This window comes from Bradyrhizobium sp. AZCC 1588, from assembly GCF_036924735.1.
Classification (GTDB): domain Bacteria; phylum Pseudomonadota; class Alphaproteobacteria; order Rhizobiales; family Xanthobacteraceae; genus Bradyrhizobium.
Genome location: NZ_JAZHSC010000001.1, coordinates 3,359,003 through 3,384,079 on the forward strand (window position 1 = coordinate 3,359,003; position 25,077 = coordinate 3,384,079).

Sequence of the window (25,077 nt, forward strand, 5' to 3'; positions counted from 1 at the left end):
CTGCCTCACACGTCGACATTGGCGCTGAGCGAATTATCCTGGATGAATTCGCGGCGCGGTTCGACGACGTCGCCCATCAGCTTGGTGAAGATGTCGTCGGCCTCGTCGACCTCCTTGATCTTCACCTGCAGCAGCGAGCGTTCGTTGGTATCGAGCGTGGTTTCCCAGAGCTGGTCAGGGTTCATCTCGCCGAGACCTTTGTAGCGCTGTAACGCCACGCCCTTGCGACCGGCGTCGGTTATCGCCTCGAATAGGCTGACCGGTCCATAAACGGCGGTTTCCGTATCCTTTCGGCGCAACACCCCGGTCGGGTTCGGATAGGCCTCCTGAAGTCTCACGGCATAGTCGTCGAGCTTGCGGGCGTCGGCGGAGCCGAGCAGGGCGTCGTCGATGATGGCGACATCCTTGACGCCGCGGATGGTGCGCTCGAAGAAGAAACCTTCGCCTTCGGTGAAACGGCCGATCCAGCCGCGCTCGACCTCGTCGGCCAGCGCATCGAGACGCCTGGCGATGTAGCCGGCGGCGGCATTGGCGGTGGCGATGTCGCCGGTGATCCTCGGATTGAGCACGCCCGCGATCGCGGCTTGCTCGACCACCTTGCGGTTATAACGGCTGTGCAGATTGTTCAGGATGCCGCGGATGATACGGGCGTCCTCCACCAGCGACAGCAGGTCGCGTCCGCCGCGTTCCGAACCCGACGCCGGCTTGAAGACGCAGTCATCGAGTCCGGTCGCGATCAGATAATCCTCCAGCGCGCGCTCGTCCTTCAGGTACTGCTCGGATTTGCCGCGCGTCACCTTGTAGAGCGGCGGCTGCGCGATATAGAGGTGGCCGCGGTCGATCAGTTCGCGCATCTGCCGGTAGAAGAAGGTCAAGAGCAGCGTGCGGATGTGGGCGCCGTCGACGTCGGCGTCCGTCATCACGATGATCTTGTGATAGCGCAGTTTGTCGGCGGAGAAGTCGTCGCTGATGCCGGTGCCGAGCGCGGTGATCAGCGTGCCGATCTGCTCGCTCGACAGCATCTTGTCGGTGCGGACGCGCTCGACATTGAGGATCTTGCCGCGCAGCGGCAGCACCGCCTGGAATTCGCGGTTGCGGCCCTGCTTGGCGCTGCCGCCGGCCGAGTCGCCCTCGACGATGAACAGTTCGGACTTGGCCGGATCCTTCTCCTGGCAGTCGGCGAGCTTGCCGGGCAGCGAGGAAACGCTGAGCGGGCTCTTGCGCGTCAGTTCGCGCGCCTTGCGGGCGGCTTCGCGCGCGGCGGCCGCCTGGATCACCTTGCCGACGATGACCTTGGCCTCAGCCGGGTGCTCCTCGAACCACGCCGCCAGCGCCTCGTTGATGACGTTCTCGACCACCGGACGCACTTCCGAGGACACCAGCTTGTCCTTGGTCTGCGACGAAAACTTCGGGTCCGGCACCTTCACCGACAGCACGGCGGTGAGGCCTTCGCGGCAATCATCGCCGGTCAGCGCGATCTTTTCCTTCTTCGCGTTGGCGTCGGCATAGCCGTTGACCTGGCGTGTCAGCGCGCCGCGGAAACCGGCGAGATGGGTGCCACCGTCACGCTGTGGGATGTTGTTGGTGAAGCACAGAACGTTCTCATGGTAGCTGTCGTTCCACCACAGCGCCGCCTCGACGCCGATGCCGTTGGATTCCGACCGCACCATGATCGGGGCGGGGACGATCGCCTTCTTGTTGCGGTCGAGATATTTGACGAACTCCTCGACGCCGCCGCTGTAATACATCTCCTCTCGCTTCTCGACCGCGTGACGCATGTCGGAGAGGATGATGTGAACGCCGGAATTGAGGAACGCGAGCTCGCGCAGCCTGTGCTCCAGCGTCGCGAAATCATACTCGATGTTCTTGAAGGTTTCGCCCGAGGCGAGGAAGGTGACCTCGGTGCCGCGCTTGCCTTCGGCCTCGCCGACCACCTTCAAAGGTGCCAGCGCGTCGCCGTGGGCGAACTCGACGAAATGCTCCTTGTCGTCGCGCCAGACCCTGAGCTTCAGCGAGCTCGACAGCGCGTTGACGACGGAGACGCCGACGCCGTGCAGTCCGCCCGATACCTTGTAGGAATTCTGGTCGAACTTACCGCCGGCGTGGAGCTGGGTCATGATGACCTCGGCAGCGGAAATGCCTTCACCCTTGTGGATATCGACGGGAATGCCGCGGCCGTCGTCGCGCACGGTCACGGAATTGTCCGCGTTGAGGACCACGTCGACGCGCGTCGCATGGCCCGCGAGCGCTTCGTCGATCGCGTTGTCGACGACCTCGTAGACCATGTGATGCAGGCCGGAACCGTCATCGGTGTCGCCGATATACATGCCCGGCCGCTTGCGAACGGCATCGAGGCCCTTCAACACCCGGATCGATTCCGCACCATATTCAACGGGAATGGGATGCTCAGTATCGGCAGGGGTCCGCCGGGCAGGTTCTGTCATGTGAGGCCTTCGAGGATGTCCCGAATCAGCTGCGCAATATGAGGCGCTGATTGATCTATTTGTGCCATGAAACAGGCACCCGCGCCTAGCGCAATCTCTCTGTGTGCAAGCTGTTGAATAAATGGTGGTTTTTTACCCTTTTTCAAGGTCTCCAAGGGCCGATTCTGGAGGCCCCGAAAAGCGCGATTCGAGGGCTGCTTCTGCGCCCTCGATCGCCGGATTTTTGGACGCCGCGCGATGGGAAATGGCAGTGCGGCAGGCGATTTGAGCGCTTGCTCGGCGGGCAGGCATCAGAGGGTAAGAGGCGTTGAACAGCCTTTAGGCGCGGCGGCTCACCCGACCAGACTCGACGTCAAAAATCGCGCCGGTCGTTCCGATATCGACGAACGCTGCCGGATCTGCGCCGGTCATCCAGACTTGTGCGCCGAGCTTTGCGAGTTCATCGAACAGCGCCTTGCGCCTGACGGGATCAAGATGTGCGACGACTTCGTCGAGCAGCAGTAGCGGTACGATCCCGGTCATCTCGGCGACCAGCGTGGCATGGGCCAGCACCAGCCCGATCAGCAGCGCCTTCTGCTCGCCGGTGGAGGCGTCGCGCGCCGGCATGTTTTTTGGCGCGTAGATCACCTGCAAGTCCGTGAGATGGGGACCATCCAGTGTGCGGCCGGCGGCGGCGTCGCGGGCGCGGCTGGCGCGCAGGATCTCGCGGTAGCGATCCTCCACGGCGGTTGCAGATTCATTGACCAGCGCATTCTCCATCCAGCCGTCGAGCATGATCTGCGCCGACGGAAAGGCCGAAGCTGCGCCACGTTCACGCAGCATCGCCGCCAGTCTCGTCACGGTCTGGCCGCGCGTGGCGGCAACCGCAACCGCCAGCTCGGCAGTTTCGCGCTCGATCGCGTCGCACCAATGGTCGTCATAATTGCGCACTTCGAGCAGGCGGTTGCGCGAACGCAGCGAGCGCTCCAGCGCGGAAACGCGACTGGAATGCTCGCTGTCGATCGCCAGCACCAGGCGGTCGAAGAAGCGCCTCCGCTCCGAGGCCGCGCCAAGGAACAGGCCATCCATCGCCGGCGTCAGCCACACCATGCGCAAATGATCGCCAAACGCGGCCGCCGAACCCACCGGCTCGCGGTCGATCCGGCAGCGCCGGCTGGACGAGGCCTCTGTTCCCGGCGCATCGATGCCGGTGCCGAGCGTGGCAAGCCCCAGCGCGCCCTCGACCTCGGCCGACACCGCCCAGGAGCCGTCGCCCTGATTGTCGGCGACATCCTCCAGCGTCGCGCGCCGCAGGCCGCGTCCCGGCGACAGAAACGAGATCGCCTCCAGGCAATTGGTCTTGCCGGCGCCGTTCGGCCCCACCAGCACCACCATATCGCCGCGCACCTGCACGGTCGCCGCGCGATAATTGCGGAAGTGCGTGAGCGACAGGCGATGGATGCGGGAGGGGGTCATGATGAGTCAGGTCGGTCTTTCTTCCCCTCTCCCCTTGTGGGAGAGGGGGGCGCCTCACGAAGTGAGGCGACGGGTGAGGGGTTCTTACCGCTCGGCGAGCTTCACGAAAATGTCCTCCAACACGGCAGAGGGTTGTTGCAGCACGTCATTGTTCCAGTAGCGCGCAATTCGAAATCCTTCAGCGATCAACACCGCTTCCCTCGCTTCGTCACGTGTCGATGATGCGTGCTGACTTCCATCGACTTCGATGACCAGCCGCTTCTCGAAACAGACAAAATCGAGAATAAAGTTTCCGAACGGAACTTGCCGTCGAAATTTGAAACGTGCGAGGCGCCGGTCGCGAAGCAGCCGCCAAATGGCTAATTCCGCATCGGTGGGCTCGTGACGCATCTTCTTGGCGAAGCTGCGGATGCGCTTGGCGACAGGCCTATGGCTTGGTGTATGCGGCGCGAACCCCTCACCCGTCGCCGAACTTCGTTCGGCGCCACCCTCTCCCACAAGGGGAGAGGGAAGGTCGGTGTCCGTTTCGCGAGGCGCAGTCACACCCGCATCGGCATCAGCACGTAGAGTGCGCCCTTGTTGTCCTTGTCCTGCACCAGGGTCGGCGAGCCGGGGTCGGCGAGGCGGAGCACGGCGACTTCGCCTTCGATCTGGGCGGCGATGTCGAGCAGGTAGCGCGAGTTGAAGCCGATATCGAGCGCGTCGGAGGCGTATTCGACTTCGAGTTCTTCGGTGGCGCTGCCGGAATCCGGATTGGTCACCGACAGCACGAGTTTGCCGGCGGACAGCGCCAGCTTTACGGCCCTGCCGCGCTCGCTCGAAATGGTCGAGACGCGATCTACCGCCGCCTCGAAATCCTTCTTGTCGACGATCAGTTCCTTGTCATTGTTCTGCGGAATGACGCGGCCATAATCCGGGAAGGTTCCATCGATCAGCTTTGAGGTCAGCACCACATTGCCGAGGGTGAAGCGGATTTTGCCCTGCGACAGTTCGATTTTGACTTCGGCTTCATTGTCCTCGATCAGCCGCAGCACCTCGCCCACCGTTTTGCGCGGCACGATCACCCCGGGCATGCCGGTGGCGCCGGAGGGCAGCTCCAGATCGATCTGCGCCAGCCGATGTCCGTCGGTCGCAACCCCGCGCAGCGTCGCGGCCTTGGCGCTGCCGGCCGTGTGCAGGTAGATGCCGTTGAGGTAATAGCGGGTCTCTTCGGTCGAGATCGCAAACTGCGTACGGTCGATCAGGCGCTTGACGCCGGCAGCCGTGAGCGAGAACGAATGCGTCATCTCGCCGGCGGCGAGATCGGGGAAATCGCTTTCGGGCAGGGTCTGCAGGGTGAAGCGCGAGCGGCCGGCGCGGATGGCCATCACCGAACGGTCGCCGTCGGCCTCCAGCACGATCTGCGCGCCGTCGGGCAGTTTGCGGACGATGTCATAGAACATATGCGCCGGCACGGTGGTGGAGCCGGCGGTTCCGGTCTCCGCCGCCAGCGTTTCGGTCACCTCGAGGTCGAGGTCCGTCGCCTTCAGCGACAGCCTGGCGTTTTCGGCGCGGACCAGCACATTGCCGAGGATCGGGATGGTGTTGCGGCGCTCGACCACGCGATGGACGTGACCCAGCGATTTCAGCAGTTGCGCGCGTTCGACGGTGACCTTCATTGCAATATCCGCCAGAGATGGAAAAGCCGGGCGGCCCGTCAAGGCAGCGCCGCGGCATTGGAAACCCGAAAAGCCGGATCATGACCGGATTTGATCAAACCCCCGGGGGGACCGCAAGGTGGCGCGGATGGGGCGCCGGTGCAAGGGAGCAGGCCGCCGTTCCCCCACTTTTGCGGCGAAAAATGGTCGCAGAAAAAAATTCTCCCGCCCACCCAACTCGAGCTTACCCGAGTTGGGCATTATAATTATCGAAGTCGGATAAATCCGACTTCGATTGGATCAGGGCGGGAGAGGCTGGGGAGGAGCCAGATCCTGTTCCGGCTAGCCGCTATTCCTGCAATTGCCGCTTCAGAGACTCGACCTCTTCGGACAGCGCGATATCCCGGGCCACCAGTGCCTCTATCTTGCGCACGGCGTGCAGCACCGTGGTGTGGTCGCGACCGCCGAACCGCCGGCCGATCTCGGGCAGCGAGCGCAGCGTCAGCGTCTTTGCCAGATACATCGCCACCTGGCGCGGGCGAACCACGTTCGCGGTCCGCCGCGACGACAAGAGATCCGAACGGCTGACATTGTACTGCCGGGCGACAACCCGCTGGATGTCCTCGATCTTGATCCGCTTCGGTTCCTGCGGACGGATCAGGTCGCGCACTTCGCGCTCGGCCATTTCCAGCGTCACCGGCTGGGCGTTGAGCTTGGAATGGGCGAGCAGGCGGTTGATGGCGCCTTCGAGATCGCGACCGTTGTGGGTGATGGTGCGCGCCAGATAGTCCAACACTGCCTCCGGCACATCGAAGCTCGCATGATGCGCGCGCGCAGCCGCCACGCGCGATTTCAGGATGCCGAGCCGCAGCTCTTCGCCGAGCGAGCCCATCTCGACGACGAGGCCGCCGGCCAGCCGCGAGCGCACGCGGTCGTCGAGGCTTTCGAGATCAGACGGCGGGCGGTCGGCGGCGATCACCACCTGACGTCCGGCATCGATCAGCGCGTTCAGCGTGTGGCAGAACTCGGCCTGGGTCGACTTGCCCTGCAGGAACTGCAGGTCATCGATCACGAGCACGTCGATGCCGCGCAGCGCCTCCTTGAACGCCAGCGCCGTCTGCGTCTTCAGCGCAGCGACAAAGCCGTACATGAATTTCTCGGCGGTGAGATAGAGCACCTTGCGCTCATTCCCCGAATTGCCGGCCCACGTCACGGCCTGCAGCAAATGGGTTTTGCCGAGGCCGACGCCGGCGTGAATGTAGAGCGGGTTGAACATCACGGGATCGCCGCGGCGGCCTTCTGCAACCTGGCGCGCCGCCGCATGGGCGAGGGTATTCGACCGACCGATTACAAAACTTGCAAAGGTCAGGCGCGGGTCGAGCGGCGAGCCGCCGAGCGCATCATGGCTGGCGGACACCGGCGCAGTGGCGGTCGCGCGCAATTCAGGCGCGGGCCGGCCATTGGTCTGCTCGATACGGCGTTGATCGGCCGGCGCGGTCGGTTCCTTGACGGGCGCGGCGGATCGCATCGCCGTGCGCACGGTGAGGTCGATCCGGTGGACTTCCGGCATCTCGGCCTGCCAGCAGGTCAGGACACGGTCGGCGTAATGCGCCTGGATCCAGCTCTTGAGGAAGCGGGTCGGCACCGACAGATGGACGCTTTCGTCCTGCACGCCTTCGAGGTCCATGCGCGCAAACCAGCTCGTGTAGACGTCCTCGCCCACACTCGTCCGCAACCGCCCCTTCACGCGCGACCAGCGATCCTGTTCCATATTTGTCATTGCCTGAGAACTTTTCTGAATGAGTAATGGTGTCTTGTGAAATCGGCTGGCGGTAGCCTTGCAGGTCTCCTGCCAGACGTGACCTCGGCGCGGCGCTTCAACCACCAGACACAGATCTAACGTTCGGCGGAATCGCCGTCGCACAGATCAAAGGCTGGATGGAGTGGAAGGCTGCCGCGAGGTCAGCGCGTACTCGACGCTCGGTGTGGAGCTCGCGTAGGGGGACTGCCAAATACGTTGTTCAGGAATTCTGAAGCGGTCTCGATGGAAATAAGCGTGCCGAATGTCGCGTTGATTCCGTAAAGCATAGTACCTCCCCCTCTCGTCGCGAAAGCGCGCGACGAGTAACCAGATCACCAGTGTTTCAAAGCCAGTCTGCCGCTACCGAACATCCGCTTGTTCGACCGCCGCGTCCGCCGCGTACCTCAGTCTGTCGTCTTCAACACGTTCACGAGCTCCGCGTTCCCAATCGCTGCATGGTCGGCAAGCATCTTATTCCCCTTGTCCGGAGCGCGCTTCAAACGTGAGCGCCACGCCGGGAAATTTAGACACAGAACAACCGTCCTCATATTGCTATGAGTTACCAACTCAGCTTCGCTTGGAAAGCGTCGCTAACGCGCACACCGCCGCCGATTTGCACGTCCGCTCTTGGGTCTCAAACCGCGCTGGTCAGGAGAGCCTTGAGCGTCGCGAACGAGTAACAAATACACCAAGCGTGATTTCTGACAATCCGTGATTCGACGATGTCGCGTGACTCTTCGGCTTTGTTGCAACACTGCAAATGCGACACTCCACACCAAGTTTTTGAATCAGCGCAGAGAATCCCGCGACGCGAACGAGCGTGACAATTTTCGCCGCACGCGCAAAATTTTTTAAGAAACCGTTACAATCTTGGTTACCGGGACCAATTTTCAAAACGCTTGTCCTCGCTATGTGGATAAGTGATTAGCGAGACGAAGCTTTTCGGAATTGTTTTTGCAGGGTAACTCGCGCGAGCGATGCCGGCGGAGGAGGCGGGTGTTGTCCCGATCGGGTCAGTCGCCGCGATCGCACTTCTCGCAAATGCGCACGGCAACGCTGGTGCAATAAGTTGCACCTCGTAAAACTACGGGTGCCCGAAATATGACACGCAAGCCGGTGCTCAGCAACGAGACAATTGAATTGTCACGGTCGATCGTGCGCGCGGCCTTGGGTGTGTGTCCGAAATCCAACAGGGTGCACGTCCGGGACGAAAATGAATTTCGGGCTCGTGCTCATGCGCCGGTGTGGCAGAAAAAGAAAAAGCCCGGCGGCGCCGGGCTTTTGACGAATACTCATTTCTGTCAGTTCACTTCGCGAGCTTGGCGATCGCATGCGTCAGGCGCGACACCTTCCGGCTCGCATTGTTCTTGTGAATGATGTTGCGCTGCGCCGCCTGCATCAGTTCTGGTTCCGCGCGCTTCATCGCTTCCAGCGCCGCATTGCGGTCGCCGGTCTTGATCGCTTCCTCGACGGTGCGGACCGCGCCGCGCATCTGGGTGCGACGCGACTTGTTGACGATGGTGCGGCGGGCAATCTTGCGGGTCGCCTTTTTGGCGGAAGTCGTATTGGCCATGTTCTCAACTATCCTTCGGCTGTCATCGCTCGGGTGGTCGGCCCTTGAGCGCGCCGGCCGTTCAAATTGCGTGATCGCTGGTTGTATTTTCCAGGGTGTTCGTAACCTAAGCCGTTCTTGAGGATGCCATGGACGGAAGCCAAAACGCTCCCGCAAGCGGCGCTGCTCAAAGAACAGCGGCGGCGGGATTGCGCCCGCCGCCATTGGGGGTCTTATAGAGGGCGCATCCTGCACCGTCAACGCTTTCCGGCCTCCCCGAAAGGCCGGAAAAGGCGGCGGAACGGGGCGCGTAAGGTGCTGACGAGGTTGAATTTCCGGGGTGCCCCCGGTATTGGCTGACGGCCTTTGGGGGCGACAGATATAAGGTGACGCATGATCCGCGGTTTTTTCCGGCTTATCGGCCTGCTCCTTCTGGCCGGCGGATTCATCTTCATGGTCTATGACGGGGCCCGTTTCGTCGCCGACCAGACCCTGCGGTTTACCCGGTTCGGCCAGTTCTGGAACGACGTCCATCAGTCCAGCCAGCTTGCGTTCCGGACCTGGGTCGAGGGTAACGCACCCTGGCTCTGGGACAGTGTCATGAAGGTCCTGCTGGACCAGCCGGTTTTCGCCGTGCTGGGCGTGGTCGGCATTCTGCTCATGATCCTGTTCCGGCCCCGCAAGCCGTTGATCGGCTATTCGCGGGACTGACCCGGCCGGCGCCCGCCTCGGGGCAAGTAACAGGGCTGCGGTAACAGGCGTAAAGACATATATAGAAGTCCAACCGGCCGATGCCGTCGTCGCGTCCGCTGATGTCCCGCCTGGAGGTGCTCCATGTTGTTCATGCGCAAAACCACCGCGTTGCCGAGCGCAGCCGAAGCGCTGCCGGGCCGTGCCACCCCGATACCGACCGCAACCACGCATTTCGTCAACGGCCGCAAGCTTCAGCCACCCTATCCTGCGGGCCTCGAACAGGCCGTTTTTGGATTGGGCTGCTTCTGGGGCGCAGAGCGCAAGTTCTGGGAGCTCGGCGACGGCATCTATGCGACCGCCGTCGGTTATGCTGGCGGGCATACGCCCAATCCGACCTATGAAGAGGTTTGCTCGGGCCGCACCGGTCACACCGAAGTGGTGCTGGTCGTGTTCGATCCGAAGATGATCACCTACGAGCAGCTCCTGAAGACGTTCTGGGAAAATCACAACCCGACGCAGGGCATGCGCCAGGGCAACGATGTCGGTACCCAGTATCGCTCGGCGATCTACACGTTTGGGGACGCGCAGCGTCAAGCAGCCGACGCGTCGAAGGCTATGTACCAGAAGGCGCTGGCGGCGAAGGGCCTTGGCGCCATCACCACGGAGATCGCGCCGGCGGGCGAATTCTATTTCGCCGAGGACTATCATCAGCAATATCTCGCCAAGAACCCGGCGGGCTATTGCGGGCTAGGCGGCACCGGCGTGTCCTGCCCGATCGGCGTCGGCGTGAGTGCTTGATTCTTGCTTCTCTCAACCTCTCCCCGCGAAGAACGGGGAGAGGGAGCTTTGAGCGCCGTTGTCGCACTCCACCTTCCAAAAAACCGTTTATTAACCATACCTGGTGCAAGACTAGAGCTGTCTCGCTTTGAGGGATGGCTCTGGTGCGGGTTGTACGCGCGTTTCGAATACCGATCACTGCGATCATCACCGCGCTCGCGCTGTCGGGCTGCATGCGCACAACCGGGCCGGTTGCGGTCGCGCCGCAAGGCGATCTCGACCAGATGGCCTATGGCCAGCCCAACAGTCCGCCGCCGCGGACGGTCGCGGTCGATTCCGGTGGCGGCGCCATTGGCGCGCTTCGCGCCGCCTTTGCCGCGGCGCCACGCACGGCACCGGCATCCGCCGTCGTTGCCGCGCCTGTCGCCTATGCCGAACCCGCGCCCGTGCGATACGACGCGGCCTATCATCTCGATGCCGGCGACAAGCTGCGCGTCGTCGTCTATGGCCAGGAGGGCCTGACCAACACCTACGCGATCGACGCCGGCGGCGCGATCACGATGCCGCTGATCGGTTCGGTTCGGGCGCGCGGCCGCACCACGGCGGGACTGGCGGCGGAGATTTCAGCGAAACTGCGCGCCGGCTTTATCAGGGAACCATCGGTCGCTGTCGAGATCGAAGCCTATCGGCCGTTCTTCATCCTCGGCGAGGTCGCAGCACCCGGGCAATATCCGTACGTCCCCAACATGACAGTCGAGAGCGCGGTGGCGATCGCCGGCGGCTTTTCGCCGCGCGCCCGCCGCGACAGCGTCACGGTTACCCACACCGATGCGTCCGGCACGTCACGCTTCGTCGTTCCGCCCGGCAGCCCGATCAGCCCCGGCGACACCGTGCTGGTCAGCGAGCGCTGGTTCTAAATCGCCAAGCCATTCCATCGAATTGTCATCTCGGCCGCGCTTGTTTCCTGAGCATTTGTGTCAGGCAAATGCCTCGCATTTGACCAAGAAAATTCACCATCCGTTTCGCGTCAGCGCGGACGCTGCGTTCTGCAGCAGCTTCGGGCCGCTTCGGTGCGATGAATTGGCGCTATGCGCTGAATGCGTTCGAAACCATGTTCCATCTTGCGCTGCAGCGATGTAGAAAGCCGCCGTTCAATCGAGGCGCGCCGGTTTGTCGGTAGATGCCTGCAATCCGGAGTATGACCATGAACTATCATTTGCCGGTCCGCGTGGTGCGCGCGGCGACGGCTTTGGCGTTGCTCGCTTCCATCGCCGTGACCGCTTTGTGCGCCTCTTCGCATCAAGCATCGGCGGCGGATCCCTATCCGAGCCGCCGCATCACCTTCGTGGTGCCCTATCCCGCGGGCGGCGCCACCGACGTCCTGGCCCGCTTGCTCGCCAACAAATTGCAGGAGTCGTGGAAGCAGACCGTCCTCGTGGAGAACAAGTCGGGCGGCGGCGGCGTGGTCGGCAACGACTACGTGGCCAAGGCACAGCCCGATGGTTACACCGTGCTGGTCGGCATTACGCAGATCATTCAGGCGCCGAGCCTCGTTACGAAGCTGCCCTACGATGTCTTCAAGGATCTCGCGCCCGTTACCCAGATCGCCTTGTCGACCATCGTTCTGGTGGTTCCCGAGCAGCAGCCGATCAAGTCCGTCAAGGAACTGATCGATTATGCCAAGGCGAACCCCGGCAAGCCTTACGGCACCTTCGGCAACGCCACGACGTCTCACCTCTACGGCGAATTGCTCAAGAAGACCGCCAATATCGACATGACCCATGTCCCCTATCGCGGCTCGGCGCCTCTCACGAACGACTTGCTCGCCAACACGGTCACTTCGGCGTTCCAGGACTTGACCACAGCGAGCGCGCAAATCAAGGCGGGCAAGCTCCGGGCTCTGGCGGTTGGCGGCGAAAAGCGCAGGACCGCGTTGCCCGACGTGCCGACGATGGCCGAACTCGGTTACCCCGGGTTTGAGATCGAAGGCTGGCTCGGCGTGTTCGTGCCCGCCGCAACGCCCAAGGAGATTGTGAAGAAGCTCTCGGACGAACTCGCCCGCATCATCGCCTCGCCCGAGGGCGTCGCCGGAATCGAGACGCTCAGCCTCGTGCCGGTGGGCGGATCGGCGGAAACGTTCGAGAAAGTCCTGCGCCGCGACCACGCGAAATGGGCCGATGTCGTCAAGGCTACCGGCGTCAAGGGCGAGTGAGCAGGGGGCGCTCTCTCTCCGTCATTCCGGGATGGTCCGAAGGACCAGACCCGGAATCTCGAGATTCCGGGTTCGATGCTGCGCATCGCCCCGGAATGACGCCCTTCGGTGCGTCACTTCAAATGCTTCTCAAAAAACGCCAGACTGCGCGGCCAGGCGATATCGGCGCTGGCCTTGTCGTAGCTGGCGCGTTCGTCGCAGTGAAAGCCATGCTGCGCGCCGGGATAGAGATGGACTTCGACGTCCGGCCGCTTGGCCTTGACGGTTTCGACGTCGGTTAGCGGAATGCCCGCATCTTTTTCGCCGAAATGCAATTGCGTCGGCACTTGCGGCTTGTCGTCGGCAAAGCGGACGACGGCGCCGCCGTAATAGCCGACCGCGGCAGACAAGCCCGACAATTTGGTCGCTGCCGCATAGGCGATGCTGCCGCCGAGGCAGAAGCCGATGATGCCGACCGGGCCGACATCCTTCACGGCGTCGATCGCGGCCTGGGTATCGCGCAGCATCGCGGCCCAATCCGGATTGGCGATGAACTTTCGTGCGTTTGCAATCTCGTCAGGCGAATAGCCGCACTGGAAGTTCGGTTGCGTGCGATCGAAGATCGACGGCGCAATCGCGATATAACCTTCGCCCGCCAATCGGTCGCACACCGAGCGGATGTGGTGGTTGACGCCAAAAATCTCCTGAATCACCACGATCGCCGCTTTCGGCCGTCCTGCGGGATCGGCGCGATAGCCGCCCAGTTTGAAGCCGTCCGAAGCCGTCAGTTCGATATCTTGTCCCACGGGTCATCCATTTGCGTTTGAGTTGCACGAGGTCGATGTTCTGGGGTCGGCTACTGCCACATCCAGTTGTGACCCCAGTCGCCCTTCCAGCCGGCCAGCCTGCCCTTGCGAAATTGCAGATAGAGCCGGTCCTTTTTGTAAAACAGCCCGCTGCCGCCGACGTTGCGGAACGCGAGAAAGATTTCATCGCCGGGACGGCCCCTGATGTAATTGAGCGGGACGCCGAGCGCGCGTGCGGCTTCATCGGCCTCCATGCCGAACGCCAGCGGGATGTTGTTCGACAGCGTCTCGGTGAACGGTGGCGGGTAGGGGCCGCCGACCGGCGGCAAGTGTTGCGCGGCAGCTTGCGTGAAGCTGCTTGCGATAAGGGCGAGGGCCACCGCGGCTGTCTTCATGACGTGGCCTTCTGTGGTGCCTTGGCATCAAGGCTGTCGAGGAACGGCAGCACCGCGTCGATGAAAGCCTGCGGCTGGTCGATATTGACGGCGTGGCCGGCAGCCGGGATCACCACCTTCTGCGCGCCCGGAATCTTGGCCGCCATGTAGTCGGAAGCGGCGAGGAACGGGGTGTCGTCGGCGCCGACCACGATCAGCGACGGCACCTTGATATCGGGTAGCGATTCAATCACGCGGGCATCGCGCTGGGTCAGCATGCCGCGCGCGGCGCGCGCCAGTCCCGATGGATCGCGATGGGTGACGCTGGAGCGTTCGCGGCTGGCCGATTTCAAAACCTCCAGGCCCTCGCGCTCGAAGCGGTCGCCGGTATCGTACGCGCGCTTGTTCCAGGCCTCGCGGGCCTCGTCCTTCTTGAAGCCCGGGCCGGTGTCGATGATCAGCAGCGCGCGGACGCGCTCGGGATGGGCGCGGTAGAACGCCAGCGACATGTAGCCGCCCAGCGAGAGCCCGCCGACGATCGCCTTGTCGGCGCCGACGGCGTCGAGCAGCGCCGCCATGTCGGCAACCGTCAGCGCTTCGCCATAGGCTGCGGGATCACTGGGATAATCGGACTGGCCGTGGCCGCGCATGTCCCACAACACGAGCTTGTGATGCTTCGACAAGGCCGCGATCTGGCCCTGCCACATCCCACTCGTCGATGAATAGCCGTGGGTCAAGAGCAACGGTGGGCCGGAGCCGTGAACCTCGTAATAGATGCGGACCCCGTCGCGATCGATTGTCGGCATTGCGGCTCCTTAGGAGTTCCCATGCAACTGTCGGCCCCATCCTAGCGCGATCTGATCGCGATTGGGAAATGCGGAAAGCGAGGGTGGTATCAGCGCATTGATATGACCCTTGCTGACGGCAGCCCGCATTGCTCCATCGCGAACGATGAGCAAAAAGCGACGAGCATCGGCTCGCGATCTCTTTGCCTCCTCTCGTCATGCCCCGCGCATGCGGGGCATCCAGTACGCCGTGGCCGTGCCGTCTCCACAGCCGTCACGGCGTACTGGATCATCCGCTTTCGCGGATGATGACAGTCGTGGGATTAGCGTCGGTGCGGCGCATCACGAACGAGATCGCTAAAATTTTAGCGTCCACATTAGCCTATATTCACGACGCCTCTTAAGGCCCGGGGAACTCCTTATCCGCTAGCCTCGGTTGCAAGTCATCATCGCTAGGGGTCTGGGGTTTCATGACATCCGCAACCAACAAGACTTCGACCAGGCGCCGGCTGTTGCTCGCTTCGGATCGCAGCGATCAGAGCAGCGAACTCGCCAGCATTCTGCGGTCCGTCGGTCAGGTCGACACCATCGCGACGTCTGACATTCCCGACAGCCCGGAACGGGACCTGGCGGGCATCGTGGTCGACATCAACCTGCGTTCCGCCGAGAGCGTGCAACTGGTGCGCAACAAACTGCGGGCCGAGGCCTATCGCGAGATGCCGCGGCTGTTCGTGCTGGCGGACGCGCTTCACCACGGATCGATGCAGGCCTGGGCGCTCGGCGCCACCGACACGATCGCGCGGCCGTTCGACGCGCAGGGCATCCTGCAGCGGATCCGCGCCGCGTTTCCGGACAGCGACGGATATGACGAGACCGATCGCGGCAAAGCCCTCAACAGGGGCGTCGAGGCGGCGCATGCCGTGATGGTCAAGATATTCGAAAAACTTCCGGCCGGCGTTCCCTTGAAGTTCAGCGACATCATTGAGGCCGAGAGCAAGATTCTCAAGGCGATCAAGCATTCATCCTTGCGGGAATGGTTGACGGCGGTCGGCTGCCATCACACCGGCAGCTACCGCCATTGTCTCTTCGTCACTGGTTTTGCGGTGGCGTATGCGCAGCATCTCGGCATGCGCGACGACGATCAGCGCCGTCTCGCCCGTGCAGCCCTGCTGCACGACGTCGGCAAGGCGTTCATTCCGGTGGCGATCCTGGACAAGCCGGGTCCGTTGACGCTGGAAGAGATGGAAGAGATGCGCCAGCATCCGCGTCGTGGCCATGACGCGCTGTCCGCGCAAGGCGGCTTCCCGCCCGAAATGCTCGATGTGGTGCTGCACCACCACGAATTCCTCGACGGCACGGGCTATCCCAACGGACTGAGCGGCAAGCAGATCAGCGACATCGTGAGGCTGACCACGATCGTGGATATCTACGCGGCCCTCGTCGAGAAGCGCGCCTACCGGCTGCAGTTCACCCACGCCCGGGCCTACGGCATGATGGAAGAAATGGGCGACAAGCTCGACCAGCATCTGCTGCACGCCTTCCGCCCGGTGGCGTTCGGGTATTATTGAGCCATCGCCGTCATTCCGGGGTGATGCGAAGCATCGAACCCGGAATCTCGAGATTCCGGGTTCGCTTCGCGCCCCGGAATGACGTGCCATTCGGCCTTCATCCCAGCATCTTTCGCAATTCCGCCTTCGCCACCTTCTCCAGCGTCGAGCGCGGCATTTCGTCGACGAAGTGGATTTCGCGCGGCACCTTGAAGTCGGCGAGGGCGGTTCTGCAGGCGGCCATCACGGTGTCGTGCAGATCGCGAGGTGCGCCCGCGACACCGGCCTGCGGAATGATGAACACAACCGGCACTTCATCCAGCATCGGGTGTTTCTTCGCGACCACGGCGGCCTCGCGCACGCCGGGCACCACCGCGATCACCTGTTCGATCTCGGACGCCGCGACGTTCTCGCCGCCGACCTTGAGCATGTCCTTGGTACGGTCGCCGAACCGGATGAAACCGTTTTCGAGCAGCGTGACGCGGTCGCCGGTGATGAAATAGCCGTGCTCGTCGAAACTCTCGCGCGTGGCTTTCTCGTTGTGGAGATACTCTGAAAACAGCGACAGGCCGGGAATGCCCTTGATCAGGAGATTGCCGGTGCCGCCGACTGGTGTCGGCGTGCCGTCGTCCTCGACGATGCGGATCTGATATTCCGGCGCCGCGCGGCCGATCGACATCGGCGTGTTGGGCTGGTCGACCTCGCCGACGATGCCGTGGGTGATGGTTTCCGTCATGCCCCACCAGCCGATGGTCTTGACGCCGAAGGCGGCAAATGGCGGCGGCTCGGATACCGCGGTGCCCCAGAGCCGGAATTTGTGGTTCTTCGGAATCTCGTGTTCCAGCAGCGCCTTCATGCAGAAGGGAATCGTCGAGGTCCAGGTGCAGTTGTGCGCGAGCGCCACGCCCCAGAAGCGGCTCGCCGAAAACCGCGGCTGGATCACGCACGTCGCACCAACCCACAGCGATGCCAGCATCGAATAGGCCAGCGCGTTGGTGTGAAACAGCGGCAGATAGGTCTGATGCACGTCGCCAGCATGCAGGTCCTCGTGCGCGGCATTGATCTTGGCGCCCCACAATGCGTTGGCATGCGTCCACAGCACCGCCTTCGGCCGCGACGTGGTGCCGGAGGTATATTGAACGCTGCACGGCGCGAACGGATCGGTGGCGCGGCGCGGCCGGTCGGCGCTGTCGGCGAAGAGCTGCTCAAAACTGTCGCCGCGTGGCGCGACTCGCACCGGCGTACTGCCAGCGTCGTGCGAGATCACGGCGATCCAGCGCAGGCCGCGGCAATTGGCCGAGATCAGCTCGGCATAGGCAGGCTGGGTGATGGCCGCGACCGCGCCGCAATGGCCGGCGAAATATTCCATCTCGGCTGCCGCCGAGCGGGTGTTGGTGGTGACCGCTATCGCGCCGAGTTCGACGCAGGCGAACCAGGTCAGCATGGCCTCGATGCAATTGTCGAGATGGATCAGGACGTATTCGCCGGGCCTGACGCCGCGCTTGGCGAGGCCAGCGGAAAGCGCGCCGACGCGCTCATGGAATTCCCCGTAAGACCAACTCCGCGCCGGCCCCTCGAACGGCGCCCAGACTAAAAATGGATGGTTGCGGCGGCTTTCGGCGCGCATCCGCAGCAGCCACGGCACGTCGAGCCCTGCGAATGGTCCGACAATGCCTGGGGCTGGCTGTGAAAGTGGCATAGAATTCCTCCCGCGCGGCTCTACGGCCGCCTTGGTTTTTGCTTGGAAGTAGTTCTGCCATCGGACGGCGCAGCGCGCAAATCGGGATTGCTACGCCTTAGCCCGTCCTATCCTCATACGACGAAATCTCGATCAAGCTCCCGTCCGGATCACGGCAATAGACCGAGCGCAGAGTGCCGCGGGCGCCTTGCTTCGATACCGGGCCTTCCTCGATCGCGACGCCGTTGGCCTTCAAGTGCGCCACGACTTCGTCCGACGTGCTCGACGTCAGGAAACACAGATCATCGCTGCCGGCGGTTTCGTGGTCGGCTGTGAACCACTCGACCTTGTCGGCGTCGCGCGGCCGCACGTTGATCTTCTGGTTACCAAACACCAGCGAGGTCCGTGGCGTTTTGCCCGGACCGGGATCGAACACCTTGATCTCCATGCCGAGGATCTTCCGGTACCACTCGGCGGAACGCGCCACGTCCGACACATTGATGACGAGATGGTCGAGAGCGTTAACCCTGACAGACATGCCTTATCCTTTCGTCGCGGTCGGAGACGCTGCGCCCCACTGGCCGCACCCGGGTTTGTTTGTTACAACGCGCGCCGCGTTCGGTTCAATAGAACCGCGCCTCAATAGAAACGGACCGGGCCTGAACCCCGGCCTCCAAGGAGAAGTTTTATGATTTCACGCCGTACCGCGATTTGCCTGGCCGTCATCGGCCTTTCCACTGCCGCTTCGGTCGGCAGCGTTTCGGCGGCGGATTATCCGACCCGGCCGGTGAAATGGGTCGTCGGATATCCGCCGGGCGGCGCGACCGACATCATTGCGCGGCTGATCGGCCAGCGGCTCTCCGAGCGGCTCGGCCAGCAATTCGTGATCGAGAACAAGCCCGGCGCCGGCAACAATATCGCGACCGAATCCGTCATCAACGCCGAGCCCGACGGCTATACATTGCTGCTGGTCAATCCCGCGAACTACATCAACGCCACGCTCTACGCCAATTTGAAGTTCAACGTGGTCCGCGATCTTGCGCCGATCGCGGCGTTCAATCGCGTGCCGAACGTGATGACGGTCAACAAGGACGTGCCGGCCAAGACGGCCGCCGAGTTCATCGCCTATGTGAAGGCCAATCCCGGCAAGGTGAACCTGGCCTCGTCCGGCAACGGCACGTCCGTGCATCTATCGGGCGAAATGTTCATGGCGATGTCCGGCGCCAAGATGCAGCACGTGCCCTATCGCGGTGCCGCGCCCGCGATCACCGATCTGCTCGGTGGCCAGGTCCAGTTGATATTCGACAACATGCCTTCCATCCTCCAGCATGTTCGTGCCGGCTCGGTGCGGGCGCTGGCCGTCACCAGCACGACAAAGTCGCCGCTGTTGCCTGATGTGCCGGTGCTTGCTGATACCATCCCGGGCTATGAGGCGAGCGCGCTGTTCGGCGTGGGTGCACCGAAGAACACGCCGAAGGAAGTCATCGCCAAGCTGAACAAGGAGATCAACGAGATCCTCGCCGAGCCGGCGATCAAGGCCCGCCTGACCGAGCTTGGCGGCGAGCCGCTGATCGGGCCGCCGGAGGCGTTCGGCAAGATGATCGTGGCCGAAACCGAAAAGTGGAAGAAGGTGATCGAGGAAGCCAAGGTCGAAAAGGTGCAGTGATCTTCGTCACGGAACATAGGCACAGCCGCGGTGTTTTATGGCAAAGGCGACGCGGCTCGCCTCATGTGAAGGAGATCGAAGATGCGCAGTACAATATTAGCGACATTGGCGCTGACGGTGGCGACGGTCGCCACCGTCGCGGGCAGTTCACCCGCGGCGGCGTATGACTATCCCTACTGCCTCCAGGGCCGGGGCATCGGCGTTCCCGGCGATTGCTCGTATGCTACCTACGGCCAGTGCATGGCATCGGCATCGGGGCGTGCGCTCTACTGCAACGTCAATCCGCGCTTCGCCTACGGACAGCAGCGGCGGATGCGGGTTTATCGGGATTATTGACCGCTCCTTGCAATCCTCCCGCATGATGGCCGGGCGAGAGCGCTGTTAGCGCTGAACGATCCGGCCATCGGTGTCTCTCTCTTCCGCCACTCCCGACTTCGTGATGCATACGCCGGCTTGACGGCGTTTCGTTTGCGTCTATACTAAACCTTATGGTTAAGTATCAGGAAGACGTTCTGGACCGCACCTTCGCCGCACTGTCCGACCCAACCCGGCGCGCGCTGCTGGCGCGGCTCGGCGACCGAGACGGCCTGTCGGTCAGCGAACTGGCGAAGCCATTTTCGATGTCGCTGCCCGCGATCATCAAGCATCTCGATGTGCTGTCCGATGCCGGCCTGATCGCGCGCGAAAAGACCGGCCGTACGGTCGCGTGCCGGTTGACCGCCCAGCCGATGGAGCAGGCGATGGACTGGCTCAACCGCTACCGGCGCTTCTGGTCCGACGCGCTCGACCGCCTTGCCGCTTTTGTGGAGGAAGACCCATGGCCACCCAGTCAAGCCTTGCCAAGCACGATACTGCCCGCGACGCCGAACTCGCCGCGCGCCCCAGTCTCACGCTCACGCGCCGGTTCAGCGCGGCGCCCGAAAAAGTCTACGCCGCGTGGGCCGACCCGCAAAAGCTAGTGCAATGGTTCGGGCCAACCTCCGTCGAGGAGGGCTCGGTCAAGGCCGACATCGATCTGCGTGTCGGCGGGCGCTACCGCATCAGCTTCCGCGCCAATGGCGACTATAACGAGGTCGGCGGCGTCTATCGCGAGGTCGTTCCGAACGAGCGGTTGGTGTTTAGCTGGGCATGGCATTCGACGCCGGAGCGGGAATCGCTGGTGACCATTTCGATCAGGCCGGAAGGAAGCGGTTCGCTGCTCGTCTTCAACCACGCGCAGTTCGTCGATGAGAATGCGCGCGACAGTCACCAGCGCGGCTGGACAGAGCTTCTTGGCAAGCTCGAAAGCTACCTGACCTGAACAAAGGAGCCGCCCATGCAGCCGCACCCCATCGTCTCCCGCGAGGAATGGGTCGCCGCGCGCAAGGCTCACCTTGCGCATGAGAAGGAATACACCCGAGCGCGCGAGCGTCTGAACGAAGAACGGCGCGCGCTGCCCTGGGTCAGGGTCGAAAAGAACTACGTATTCGATGGGCGCGGCGGACAGGTCTTGCTCGGCGACTTGTTCAAGGGGCGCAGCCAGCTCGTGGTGCAGCATCTGATGTTCGCGCCCGACTGGAACGAGGCCTGCAAGAGCTGCTCGTTCTGGGCCGACGGGTTCGAGCGCATGATCCCGCATCTTGCCGCGCGCGACACCACGATGGTCGCGATCTCGCGCGCGCCGCTGCAAAAGCTTGTCGCATTCAAGCAGCGGATGGGCTGGACCTTCGATTGGCTGTCGTCGGGCGCCAACGACTTCAATTACGATTTCGGTGTCTCGTTCACACCCGAGCAGCTCAAGTCAGGCGCCACGCTCTATAATTTCGGCACCACTCCCTTCGGCGGCGAAGAGGCGCCAGGCATCAGCGTGTTCTACCGCGACGAGGCCGGGACCGTCTTCCACACCTATTCCTGTTTCTCGCGCGGCCTCGACATGATGAACGCCGCCTATCACTATCTCGACCTCACCCCGCTTGGACGTCACGAGGAAGGCCTGCCGTATCCGATGGACTGGGTGCGACTACGTGACCAATACCAGCCGTCACAGGTTCAGGCATCTTGTTGTCATGGTTAGTCGTCGCTAACCCCACATTCCCAGTCGTCATTCCGGGATGGTGCGCAAGCACCAGACCCGGAATCTCGATATTCTCAGGTGCGCAGTTGCGCACCACAGTTCGATGCTGCGCATCTCCCCGAGATGGCGTCGTATCGACAGAAATACCGGAGAGTAATGCAATGCCTTACGTCGATGGCTTCATCGTCGCCGTGCCGAAGAAAAATCTCGAAGCCTACTCCCGCCTGTCGAAGAAGGCCGGCAAGATCTGGCGCGAATATGGCGCGCTCGACTATCGCGAATGGGTTGCTGACGACGTCAAGGTCGGCAAGTTCACCTCGTTCCCGCGCAGCGTCAAGCTGAAGCCGGGCGAGACCGTCGTGTTCGCCTGGATCACCTACAAGTCGCGCGCCCAGCGCGACAAGATCAACGCCAAAGTGATGGCGGACCCGCGGCTCAGCGAAATGATGGATCCGAAATCGAAGCCACCGTTCGACGGCAAGCGGATGATCTATGGCGGATTCGAGAGCCTGGTGAAGGTGTAGGCGGAGCTCCGCCTGTGCATCAGCCATGTTCCCCGGAGGCGGGTGGTGGAAAGCTGGGACCAAGCCCGGCGGTTCGCAGCATTGTGATATAACTGTCAAACAAGCCATTTAGGACATCCGGTACCGCAGCCACGGATACCGGATTGAAATGGCCGAGATCGAGATTCGGGCGCTTCGCAAGGCCTTTGACGGCGCCGAGGTTCTAAAAGGCGTCGATCTCACGATTCACGACGGGGAGTTCATCTCCCTCGTCGGTCCGTCGGGGTGCGGCAAGTCCACGCTTCTGCGCGTCATCGCCGGTCTCGAACCGCAATCCTCGGGCGAAGTTCGGATTGACGGTGTCAGTGCCGACGGCGTCAGGCCGAGCGCGCGTAATCTGGCAATGGTGTTCCAGTCCTACGCGCTTTATCCGCACCTGAGCGTGTTTGACAATATCGCCGTGCCGCTGCGGATGAAGCGCCTGTCTGCGCTGGAGCGGGCGCCGTTCGTGGGCCGGCTGATGCCGAGCCGCCGCCGGGCCGAACGCGTCATCCGCGACGATGTCGAAAGGGTGGCCGAGCAGCTCGAAATTTCGCCGCTGCTGAAGCGCAAGCCCGGGCAATTGTCCGGCGGTCAGCGCCAGCGCGTTGCCGTCGGCCGCGCCATCGTGCGTCAGCCGCGCGCGTTCCTGTTCGACGAGCCGCTATCCAATCTCGACGCCAAGCTTCGCGTGCACATGCGCGCCGAGATCGCCCAGTTGCACCGCCAGCTCAAGACGACCTTCATCTACGTCACCCACGACCAGGCCGAAGCCATGACCATGTCGGGCCGGATTGCCGTCATGATCGGCGGCGAGCTCATTCAGGTCGGCACGCCCGCCGCCGTCTATGAGGACCCCCGCGATATCCGCGTCGCCGAATTCGTCGGCACGCCGAAGATAAACGCATTTCCCGGTCGTATCCGCAGCGATGGCCGGCTGGAGATGCTCGGACATGTTCTCCATGCGGCAACACCGGCGCCGGAAGGAGAGTGCCGCATCTGCGTCAGGCCGGAACGGATCGAACTGGCTTCGCACGGACTGCTTTCCGGCACGGTCGTGCATCTGGAAAATCTGGGGTCGGAAGCCTTCGTCCATATCGGCAGCGCGGGCACGGACGCGCCCGTGGTGGCGCGCGTCAACGACCCCAGTCAGTTGCCGGCGATCGGAGCCACAGTCGGCTACGGCTTTGCGCCGGAAGCGGTTCGCGCCTTCGACGCTGATGGTAAGCGCATCGTGACTTCGGTCCCGTCGCGCGTCGAGCGGCCGCGGGGGATGGCCGTTGTCTGACGCCGCCACCGCGCTGCAGGGAGTGGCGATGGCGCCACGCGTCCCTGCGCGGGTGCTTGCCAGTTTCCGCCGGCCAGGGCGATCGCAGGTAGCCTATGCGCTGGCCGCGCCGGCCTTCGTGCTGATGCTGCTGATGCTGATCGGCCCGCTCGCCGGCGTGATCGCGCTCTCGTTTACCGACTATCAGCTCGGCGCGCCGGCGTTCTCCTGGATCGGCCTCTCGAATTACCGGGAGATGTTCGCCGACCGGGTGTTCTGGATTTCGCTGAAGAACACGCTGACCTATGTCGCGATCGTCGTGCCCGGCGCGGTGGCGCTCGGGCTCGGTGTTGCGCTCCTGATCCAGAGCGGCGCCGGGCTCAAGAGCTGGTATCGCACCGTCTACTTCCTTCCTGTCATGGCGACGTTGATTGCGATGGCGATCGTCTGGGAATTCATGCTGCACCCGCAGTTCGGCCTGGTGAATGGACTTTTGCGCGCCGCCGGCCTGCAGGGCCATAGCTGGCTGCAGGATCGCGGCACCGCGCTTTATTCGCTGTGCGTGATCGGCATCTGGCAGGCCACTGGCTTCAACATGGTGCTGTTTCTCGCCGGCCTCGTCTCGATCCCGAAGCATCTCTATGACGCGGCCGAGATCGACGGCGCCGAAGGCGCGTGGTCGCGTTTCCGCTTGGTGACGTGGCCGATGCTCGGGCCGGTCACCCTGTTCGTGGTGGCGATCTCGGCAATCCGCTCGTTCCAGGTGTTCGACACCGTTCAGGTCCTGACCAAGGGCGGCCCCTCGAAATCGTCGGAAGTGCTGATCTACACGATGTATACCGAAGGCTTCGAGTTCTTCCGCTCCGGTTACGGCGCGGCCGTTACCGTCGTGTTCCTGGCCTTCGTGCTGCTGCTCACCTTGCTCAAATCGGCGCTCGGCAACCGGGAAGTGCACCACGCATGACGCCGCGGGCCCGCATGCTGCTGTGGTCTGCGATCCGGCACATCGTGCTGCTGGCGGGAGCGCTGGTGATGCTGACGCCGTTCATCTGGATGCTGTCGACCGCGTCAAAACCTCAAACCGAGATTTTTTCATCCGATCTGCACCTGATCCCCTACCACTTCGCGCTATGGGACAATCTCCGGATCGCTTTCGCCAAGGCCGATCTATGGCGCTATCTGCTCAACGGCTTGATCGTCACGACCGCGATCTTCGGCCTTCAGGTGCTGGTTGCCCTCCCTGCCGCCTACGCCCTCGCCAAATTGCGCTTTCTCGGCCGTGACGTGCTGTTTGCGCTCGTCGTGTTCTGCATCCTTATTCCGCCGCAGGCGACCGCGATCCCGGTGTTCCTGCTGCTGCATAAACTGGGTGTTCTCGACAGTTGTGCGGCGCTGGTGCTGCCGTTCACGATCTCGGTGTTCGGCATTTTCCTGATGCGCCAATTTTTCAAGACCGTGCCCGACGACCTGATCGACGCCGCGCGAATGGACGGGATTTCCGAGTTCGGCATCGTCTGGCGCGTGATGCTTCCGACCGCGATTCCGGCGGTGACCGCGTTCGGCATCTTCTCGGTGGTCGCGCACTGGAACGACTATTTCTGGCCGCTGATCGTGCTGAACAGCGAGCATTTGCAGACGCCGCCGCTTGCGGTCGCGCACTTTCGCAACAATGAGGCCGGAACCAACTACGGCCCTCTGATGGCAGCGGCGATGGTCATCATCGCCCCGCTCGTCATCGCCTTCCTGTTCGCCCAGCGACGCTTCATCGAAGGCATCACGCTCACCGGCATCAAGTAACCGAGTTTTTTC

General features: G+C 62.9%; 25 protein-coding genes. 14 read left to right on the top strand and 11 right to left on the bottom strand.

The genetic code is table 11. The features are described 5' to 3' along the window. Positions 1–5 precede the first annotated feature (5 nt). The 6 genes from gyrB to rpsT form a co-directional block, all read right to left on the bottom strand. Complete coding sequence (gene gyrB, locus V1277_RS15690; RefSeq protein ID WP_334417104.1) at positions 6–2,444, bottom strand: DNA topoisomerase (ATP-hydrolyzing) subunit B; 2,439 nt, start codon at positions 2,442–2,444, stop codon at positions 6–8. Between the two features lie 318 nt (positions 2,445–2,762). Further along, complete coding sequence (gene recF, locus V1277_RS15695) at positions 2,763–3,899, bottom strand: DNA replication/repair protein RecF (RefSeq protein WP_334417105.1); 1,137 nt, start codon at positions 3,897–3,899, stop codon at positions 2,763–2,765. 84 nt (positions 3,900–3,983) lie between these two features. Further along, positions 3,984–4,289 carry an endonuclease domain-containing protein gene (locus tag V1277_RS15700; protein ID WP_442894579.1) on the bottom strand — a complete coding sequence of 102 codons (306 nt, stop codon included), beginning with the start codon at positions 4,287–4,289 and terminating at the stop codon, positions 3,984–3,986. A 149-nt stretch (positions 4,290–4,438) separates the two neighbouring features. After that, on the bottom strand, positions 4,439–5,557 hold the full coding sequence (gene dnaN / locus V1277_RS15705; RefSeq protein ID WP_334417106.1) for a DNA polymerase III subunit beta: 1,119 nt from the start codon (positions 5,555–5,557) through the stop codon (positions 4,439–4,441). Positions 5,558–5,885: 328 nt separating this feature from the next. Beyond that, the gene (dnaA, locus tag V1277_RS15710; RefSeq protein WP_334417107.1) at positions 5,886–7,316 is read right to left on the bottom strand and encodes a chromosomal replication initiator protein DnaA; all 1,431 of its coding nucleotides are present in this window, start codon (positions 7,314–7,316) and stop codon (positions 5,886–5,888) included. 1,327 nt (positions 7,317–8,643) lie between these two features. After that, positions 8,644–8,910, bottom strand: a complete 267-nt coding sequence (gene rpsT, locus V1277_RS15715) for a 30S ribosomal protein S20 (protein ID WP_334371399.1) — start codon at positions 8,908–8,910, stop codon at positions 8,644–8,646. 372 nt (positions 8,911–9,282) lie between these two features. On the opposite strand from rpsT, the gene V1277_RS15720 reads away from it, so the two are divergent. From V1277_RS15720 to V1277_RS15735, 4 genes are all read left to right on the top strand, one after another. Then, positions 9,283–9,600 carry a hypothetical protein gene (locus V1277_RS15720; RefSeq protein WP_334371398.1) on the top strand — a complete coding sequence of 106 codons (318 nt, stop codon included), beginning with the start codon at positions 9,283–9,285 and terminating at the stop codon, positions 9,598–9,600. 123 nt (positions 9,601–9,723) lie between these two features. Beyond that, positions 9,724–10,380, top strand: coding sequence for a peptide-methionine (S)-S-oxide reductase MsrA (msrA, locus tag V1277_RS15725; protein ID WP_334417108.1), 657 nt, complete (start codon positions 9,724–9,726; stop codon positions 10,378–10,380). Between the two features lie 134 nt (positions 10,381–10,514). Beyond that, a complete protein-coding gene (locus V1277_RS15730; RefSeq protein ID WP_334417109.1) occupies positions 10,515–11,276 on the top strand; it encodes a polysaccharide biosynthesis/export family protein in 762 nt (253 codons plus the stop codon). A 287-nt stretch (positions 11,277–11,563) separates the two neighbouring features. Beyond that, positions 11,564–12,571 carry a Bug family tripartite tricarboxylate transporter substrate binding protein gene (locus tag V1277_RS15735; protein ID WP_334417110.1) on the top strand — a complete coding sequence of 336 codons (1,008 nt, stop codon included), beginning with the start codon at positions 11,564–11,566 and terminating at the stop codon, positions 12,569–12,571. 113 nt (positions 12,572–12,684) lie between these two features. Here the strand turns inward: V1277_RS15735 and V1277_RS15740 are convergent, their stop codons facing one another. From V1277_RS15740 to V1277_RS15750, 3 genes are read right to left on the bottom strand one after another with little or no spacing between them, the layout of a single operon-like run. Continuing rightward, positions 12,685–13,356, bottom strand: a complete 672-nt coding sequence (locus V1277_RS15740; protein ID WP_334417111.1) for a dienelactone hydrolase family protein — start codon at positions 13,354–13,356, stop codon at positions 12,685–12,687. Positions 13,357–13,406: 50 nt separating this feature from the next. Beyond that, the gene (locus tag V1277_RS15745) at positions 13,407–13,751 is read right to left on the bottom strand and encodes a hypothetical protein (RefSeq protein WP_334371390.1); all 345 of its coding nucleotides are present in this window, start codon (positions 13,749–13,751) and stop codon (positions 13,407–13,409) included. After that, complete coding sequence (locus V1277_RS15750) at positions 13,748–14,536, bottom strand: alpha/beta fold hydrolase (protein ID WP_334417112.1); 789 nt, start codon at positions 14,534–14,536, stop codon at positions 13,748–13,750. Before V1277_RS15750 ends, V1277_RS15745 begins: the two co-directional genes overlap by 4 nt. 449 nt (positions 14,537–14,985) lie before the next feature. On the opposite strand from V1277_RS15750, the gene V1277_RS15755 reads away from it, so the two are divergent. Next, positions 14,986–16,083, top strand: a complete 1,098-nt coding sequence (locus V1277_RS15755; protein WP_334371386.1) for an HD-GYP domain-containing protein — start codon at positions 14,986–14,988, stop codon at positions 16,081–16,083. Positions 16,084–16,180: 97 nt separating this feature from the next. Here the strand turns inward: V1277_RS15755 and V1277_RS15760 are convergent, their stop codons facing one another. Then, positions 16,181–17,761, bottom strand: a complete 1,581-nt coding sequence (locus V1277_RS15760) for an AMP-binding protein (protein WP_334417113.1) — start codon at positions 17,759–17,761, stop codon at positions 16,181–16,183. Between the two features lie 97 nt (positions 17,762–17,858). Continuing rightward, positions 17,859–18,278: a VOC family protein gene (locus V1277_RS15765; RefSeq protein ID WP_334417114.1), complete on the bottom strand. Its 420-nt coding sequence runs from the start codon at positions 18,276–18,278 to the stop codon at positions 17,859–17,861. Positions 18,279–18,428: 150 nt separating this feature from the next. Here V1277_RS15765 and V1277_RS15770 point away from each other — a divergent pair, with 150 nt between their 5' ends. The 9 genes from V1277_RS15770 to V1277_RS15810 all read left to right on the top strand — a co-directional run bounded on the left by V1277_RS15770 (position 18,429) and on the right by V1277_RS15810 (position 25,065). Continuing rightward, positions 18,429–19,406, top strand: coding sequence for a Bug family tripartite tricarboxylate transporter substrate binding protein (locus V1277_RS15770; protein WP_334417115.1), 978 nt, complete (start codon positions 18,429–18,431; stop codon positions 19,404–19,406). An 81-nt stretch (positions 19,407–19,487) separates the two neighbouring features. Continuing rightward, positions 19,488–19,742 carry a DUF3551 domain-containing protein gene (locus V1277_RS15775; RefSeq protein ID WP_334371378.1) on the top strand — a complete coding sequence of 85 codons (255 nt, stop codon included), beginning with the start codon at positions 19,488–19,490 and terminating at the stop codon, positions 19,740–19,742. A 152-nt stretch (positions 19,743–19,894) separates the two neighbouring features. Next, on the top strand, positions 19,895–20,365 hold the full coding sequence (locus V1277_RS15780; protein WP_334417116.1) for an ArsR/SmtB family transcription factor: 471 nt from the start codon (positions 19,895–19,897) through the stop codon (positions 20,363–20,365). Beyond that, on the top strand, positions 20,365–20,706 hold the full coding sequence (locus V1277_RS15785) for an SRPBCC family protein (RefSeq protein WP_334420387.1): 342 nt from the start codon (positions 20,365–20,367) through the stop codon (positions 20,704–20,706). The genes V1277_RS15780 and V1277_RS15785 overlap by 1 nt, the downstream gene beginning before the upstream one ends. Before the next feature lie 15 nt (positions 20,707–20,721). Next, a complete protein-coding gene (locus V1277_RS15790; RefSeq protein WP_334417117.1) occupies positions 20,722–21,459 on the top strand; it encodes a DUF899 domain-containing protein in 738 nt (245 codons plus the stop codon). Positions 21,460–21,620: 161 nt separating this feature from the next. Then, positions 21,621–21,983: a DUF1428 domain-containing protein gene (locus tag V1277_RS15795; protein WP_334417118.1), complete on the top strand. Its 363-nt coding sequence runs from the start codon at positions 21,621–21,623 to the stop codon at positions 21,981–21,983. 148 nt (positions 21,984–22,131) lie between these two features. Then, positions 22,132–23,289, top strand: a complete 1,158-nt coding sequence (locus V1277_RS15800; RefSeq protein WP_334417119.1) for an ABC transporter ATP-binding protein — start codon at positions 22,132–22,134, stop codon at positions 23,287–23,289. 28 nt (positions 23,290–23,317) lie between these two features. Next, complete coding sequence (locus tag V1277_RS15805) at positions 23,318–24,232, top strand: carbohydrate ABC transporter permease (RefSeq protein WP_442894580.1); 915 nt, start codon at positions 23,318–23,320, stop codon at positions 24,230–24,232. Further along, positions 24,229–25,065, top strand: a complete 837-nt coding sequence (locus V1277_RS15810; protein WP_334417121.1) for a carbohydrate ABC transporter permease — start codon at positions 24,229–24,231, stop codon at positions 25,063–25,065. The genes V1277_RS15805 and V1277_RS15810 overlap by 4 nt, the downstream gene beginning before the upstream one ends. The last annotated feature ends 12 nt before the right edge of the window (positions 25,066–25,077 follow it).

What these genes read in the sequence shown, in the direction of transcription:
- V1277_RS15805 (WP_442894580.1), top strand. Translation starts at nt 23,318, where the DNA reads ATGGCGCCACGCGTCCCTGCGCGGGTGCTTGCCAGTTTCCGCCGGCCA.
- V1277_RS15795 (WP_334417118.1), top strand. Translation starts at nt 21,621, where the DNA reads ATGCCTTACGTCGATGGCTTCATCGTCGCCGTGCCGAAGAAAAATCTC.
- V1277_RS15770 (WP_334417115.1), top strand. Translation starts at nt 18,429, where the DNA reads ATGATTTCACGCCGTACCGCGATTTGCCTGGCCGTCATCGGCCTTTCC.
- rpsT (WP_334371399.1), bottom strand. Translation starts at nt 8,910, where the DNA reads ATGGCCAATACGACTTCCGCCAAAAAGGCGACCCGCAAGATTGCCCGC.
- V1277_RS15790 (WP_334417117.1), top strand. Translation starts at nt 20,722, where the DNA reads ATGCAGCCGCACCCCATCGTCTCCCGCGAGGAATGGGTCGCCGCGCGC.
- V1277_RS15750 (WP_334417112.1), bottom strand. Translation starts at nt 14,536, where the DNA reads ATGCCGACAATCGATCGCGACGGGGTCCGCATCTATTACGAGGTTCAC.
- V1277_RS15720 (WP_334371398.1), top strand. Translation starts at nt 9,283, where the DNA reads ATGATCCGCGGTTTTTTCCGGCTTATCGGCCTGCTCCTTCTGGCCGGC.
- V1277_RS15730 (WP_334417109.1), top strand. Translation starts at nt 10,515, where the DNA reads ATGGCTCTGGTGCGGGTTGTACGCGCGTTTCGAATACCGATCACTGCG.
- V1277_RS15780 (WP_334417116.1), top strand. Translation starts at nt 19,895, where the DNA reads ATGGTTAAGTATCAGGAAGACGTTCTGGACCGCACCTTCGCCGCACTG.
- msrA (WP_334417108.1), top strand. Translation starts at nt 9,724, where the DNA reads ATGTTGTTCATGCGCAAAACCACCGCGTTGCCGAGCGCAGCCGAAGCG.
- V1277_RS15735 (WP_334417110.1), top strand. Translation starts at nt 11,564, where the DNA reads ATGAACTATCATTTGCCGGTCCGCGTGGTGCGCGCGGCGACGGCTTTG.
- V1277_RS15775 (WP_334371378.1), top strand. Translation starts at nt 19,488, where the DNA reads ATGCGCAGTACAATATTAGCGACATTGGCGCTGACGGTGGCGACGGTC.
- V1277_RS15755 (WP_334371386.1), top strand. Translation starts at nt 14,986, where the DNA reads ATGACATCCGCAACCAACAAGACTTCGACCAGGCGCCGGCTGTTGCTC.
- dnaN (WP_334417106.1), bottom strand. Translation starts at nt 5,557, where the DNA reads ATGAAGGTCACCGTCGAACGCGCGCAACTGCTGAAATCGCTGGGTCAC.
- V1277_RS15765 (WP_334417114.1), bottom strand. Translation starts at nt 18,278, where the DNA reads ATGTCTGTCAGGGTTAACGCTCTCGACCATCTCGTCATCAATGTGTCG.
- V1277_RS15760 (WP_334417113.1), bottom strand. Translation starts at nt 17,761, where the DNA reads ATGCCACTTTCACAGCCAGCCCCAGGCATTGTCGGACCATTCGCAGGG.
- V1277_RS15745 (WP_334371390.1), bottom strand. Translation starts at nt 13,751, where the DNA reads ATGAAGACAGCCGCGGTGGCCCTCGCCCTTATCGCAAGCAGCTTCACG.
- V1277_RS15810 (WP_334417121.1), top strand. Translation starts at nt 24,229, where the DNA reads ATGACGCCGCGGGCCCGCATGCTGCTGTGGTCTGCGATCCGGCACATC.
- dnaA (WP_334417107.1), bottom strand. Translation starts at nt 7,316, where the DNA reads ATGACAAATATGGAACAGGATCGCTGGTCGCGCGTGAAGGGGCGGTTG.
- V1277_RS15700 (WP_442894579.1), bottom strand. Translation starts at nt 4,289, where the DNA reads ATGCGTCACGAGCCCACCGATGCGGAATTAGCCATTTGGCGGCTGCTT.
- V1277_RS15800 (WP_334417119.1), top strand. Translation starts at nt 22,132, where the DNA reads ATGGCCGAGATCGAGATTCGGGCGCTTCGCAAGGCCTTTGACGGCGCC.
- gyrB (WP_334417104.1), bottom strand. Translation starts at nt 2,444, where the DNA reads ATGACAGAACCTGCCCGGCGGACCCCTGCCGATACTGAGCATCCCATT.
- recF (WP_334417105.1), bottom strand. Translation starts at nt 3,899, where the DNA reads ATGACCCCCTCCCGCATCCATCGCCTGTCGCTCACGCACTTCCGCAAT.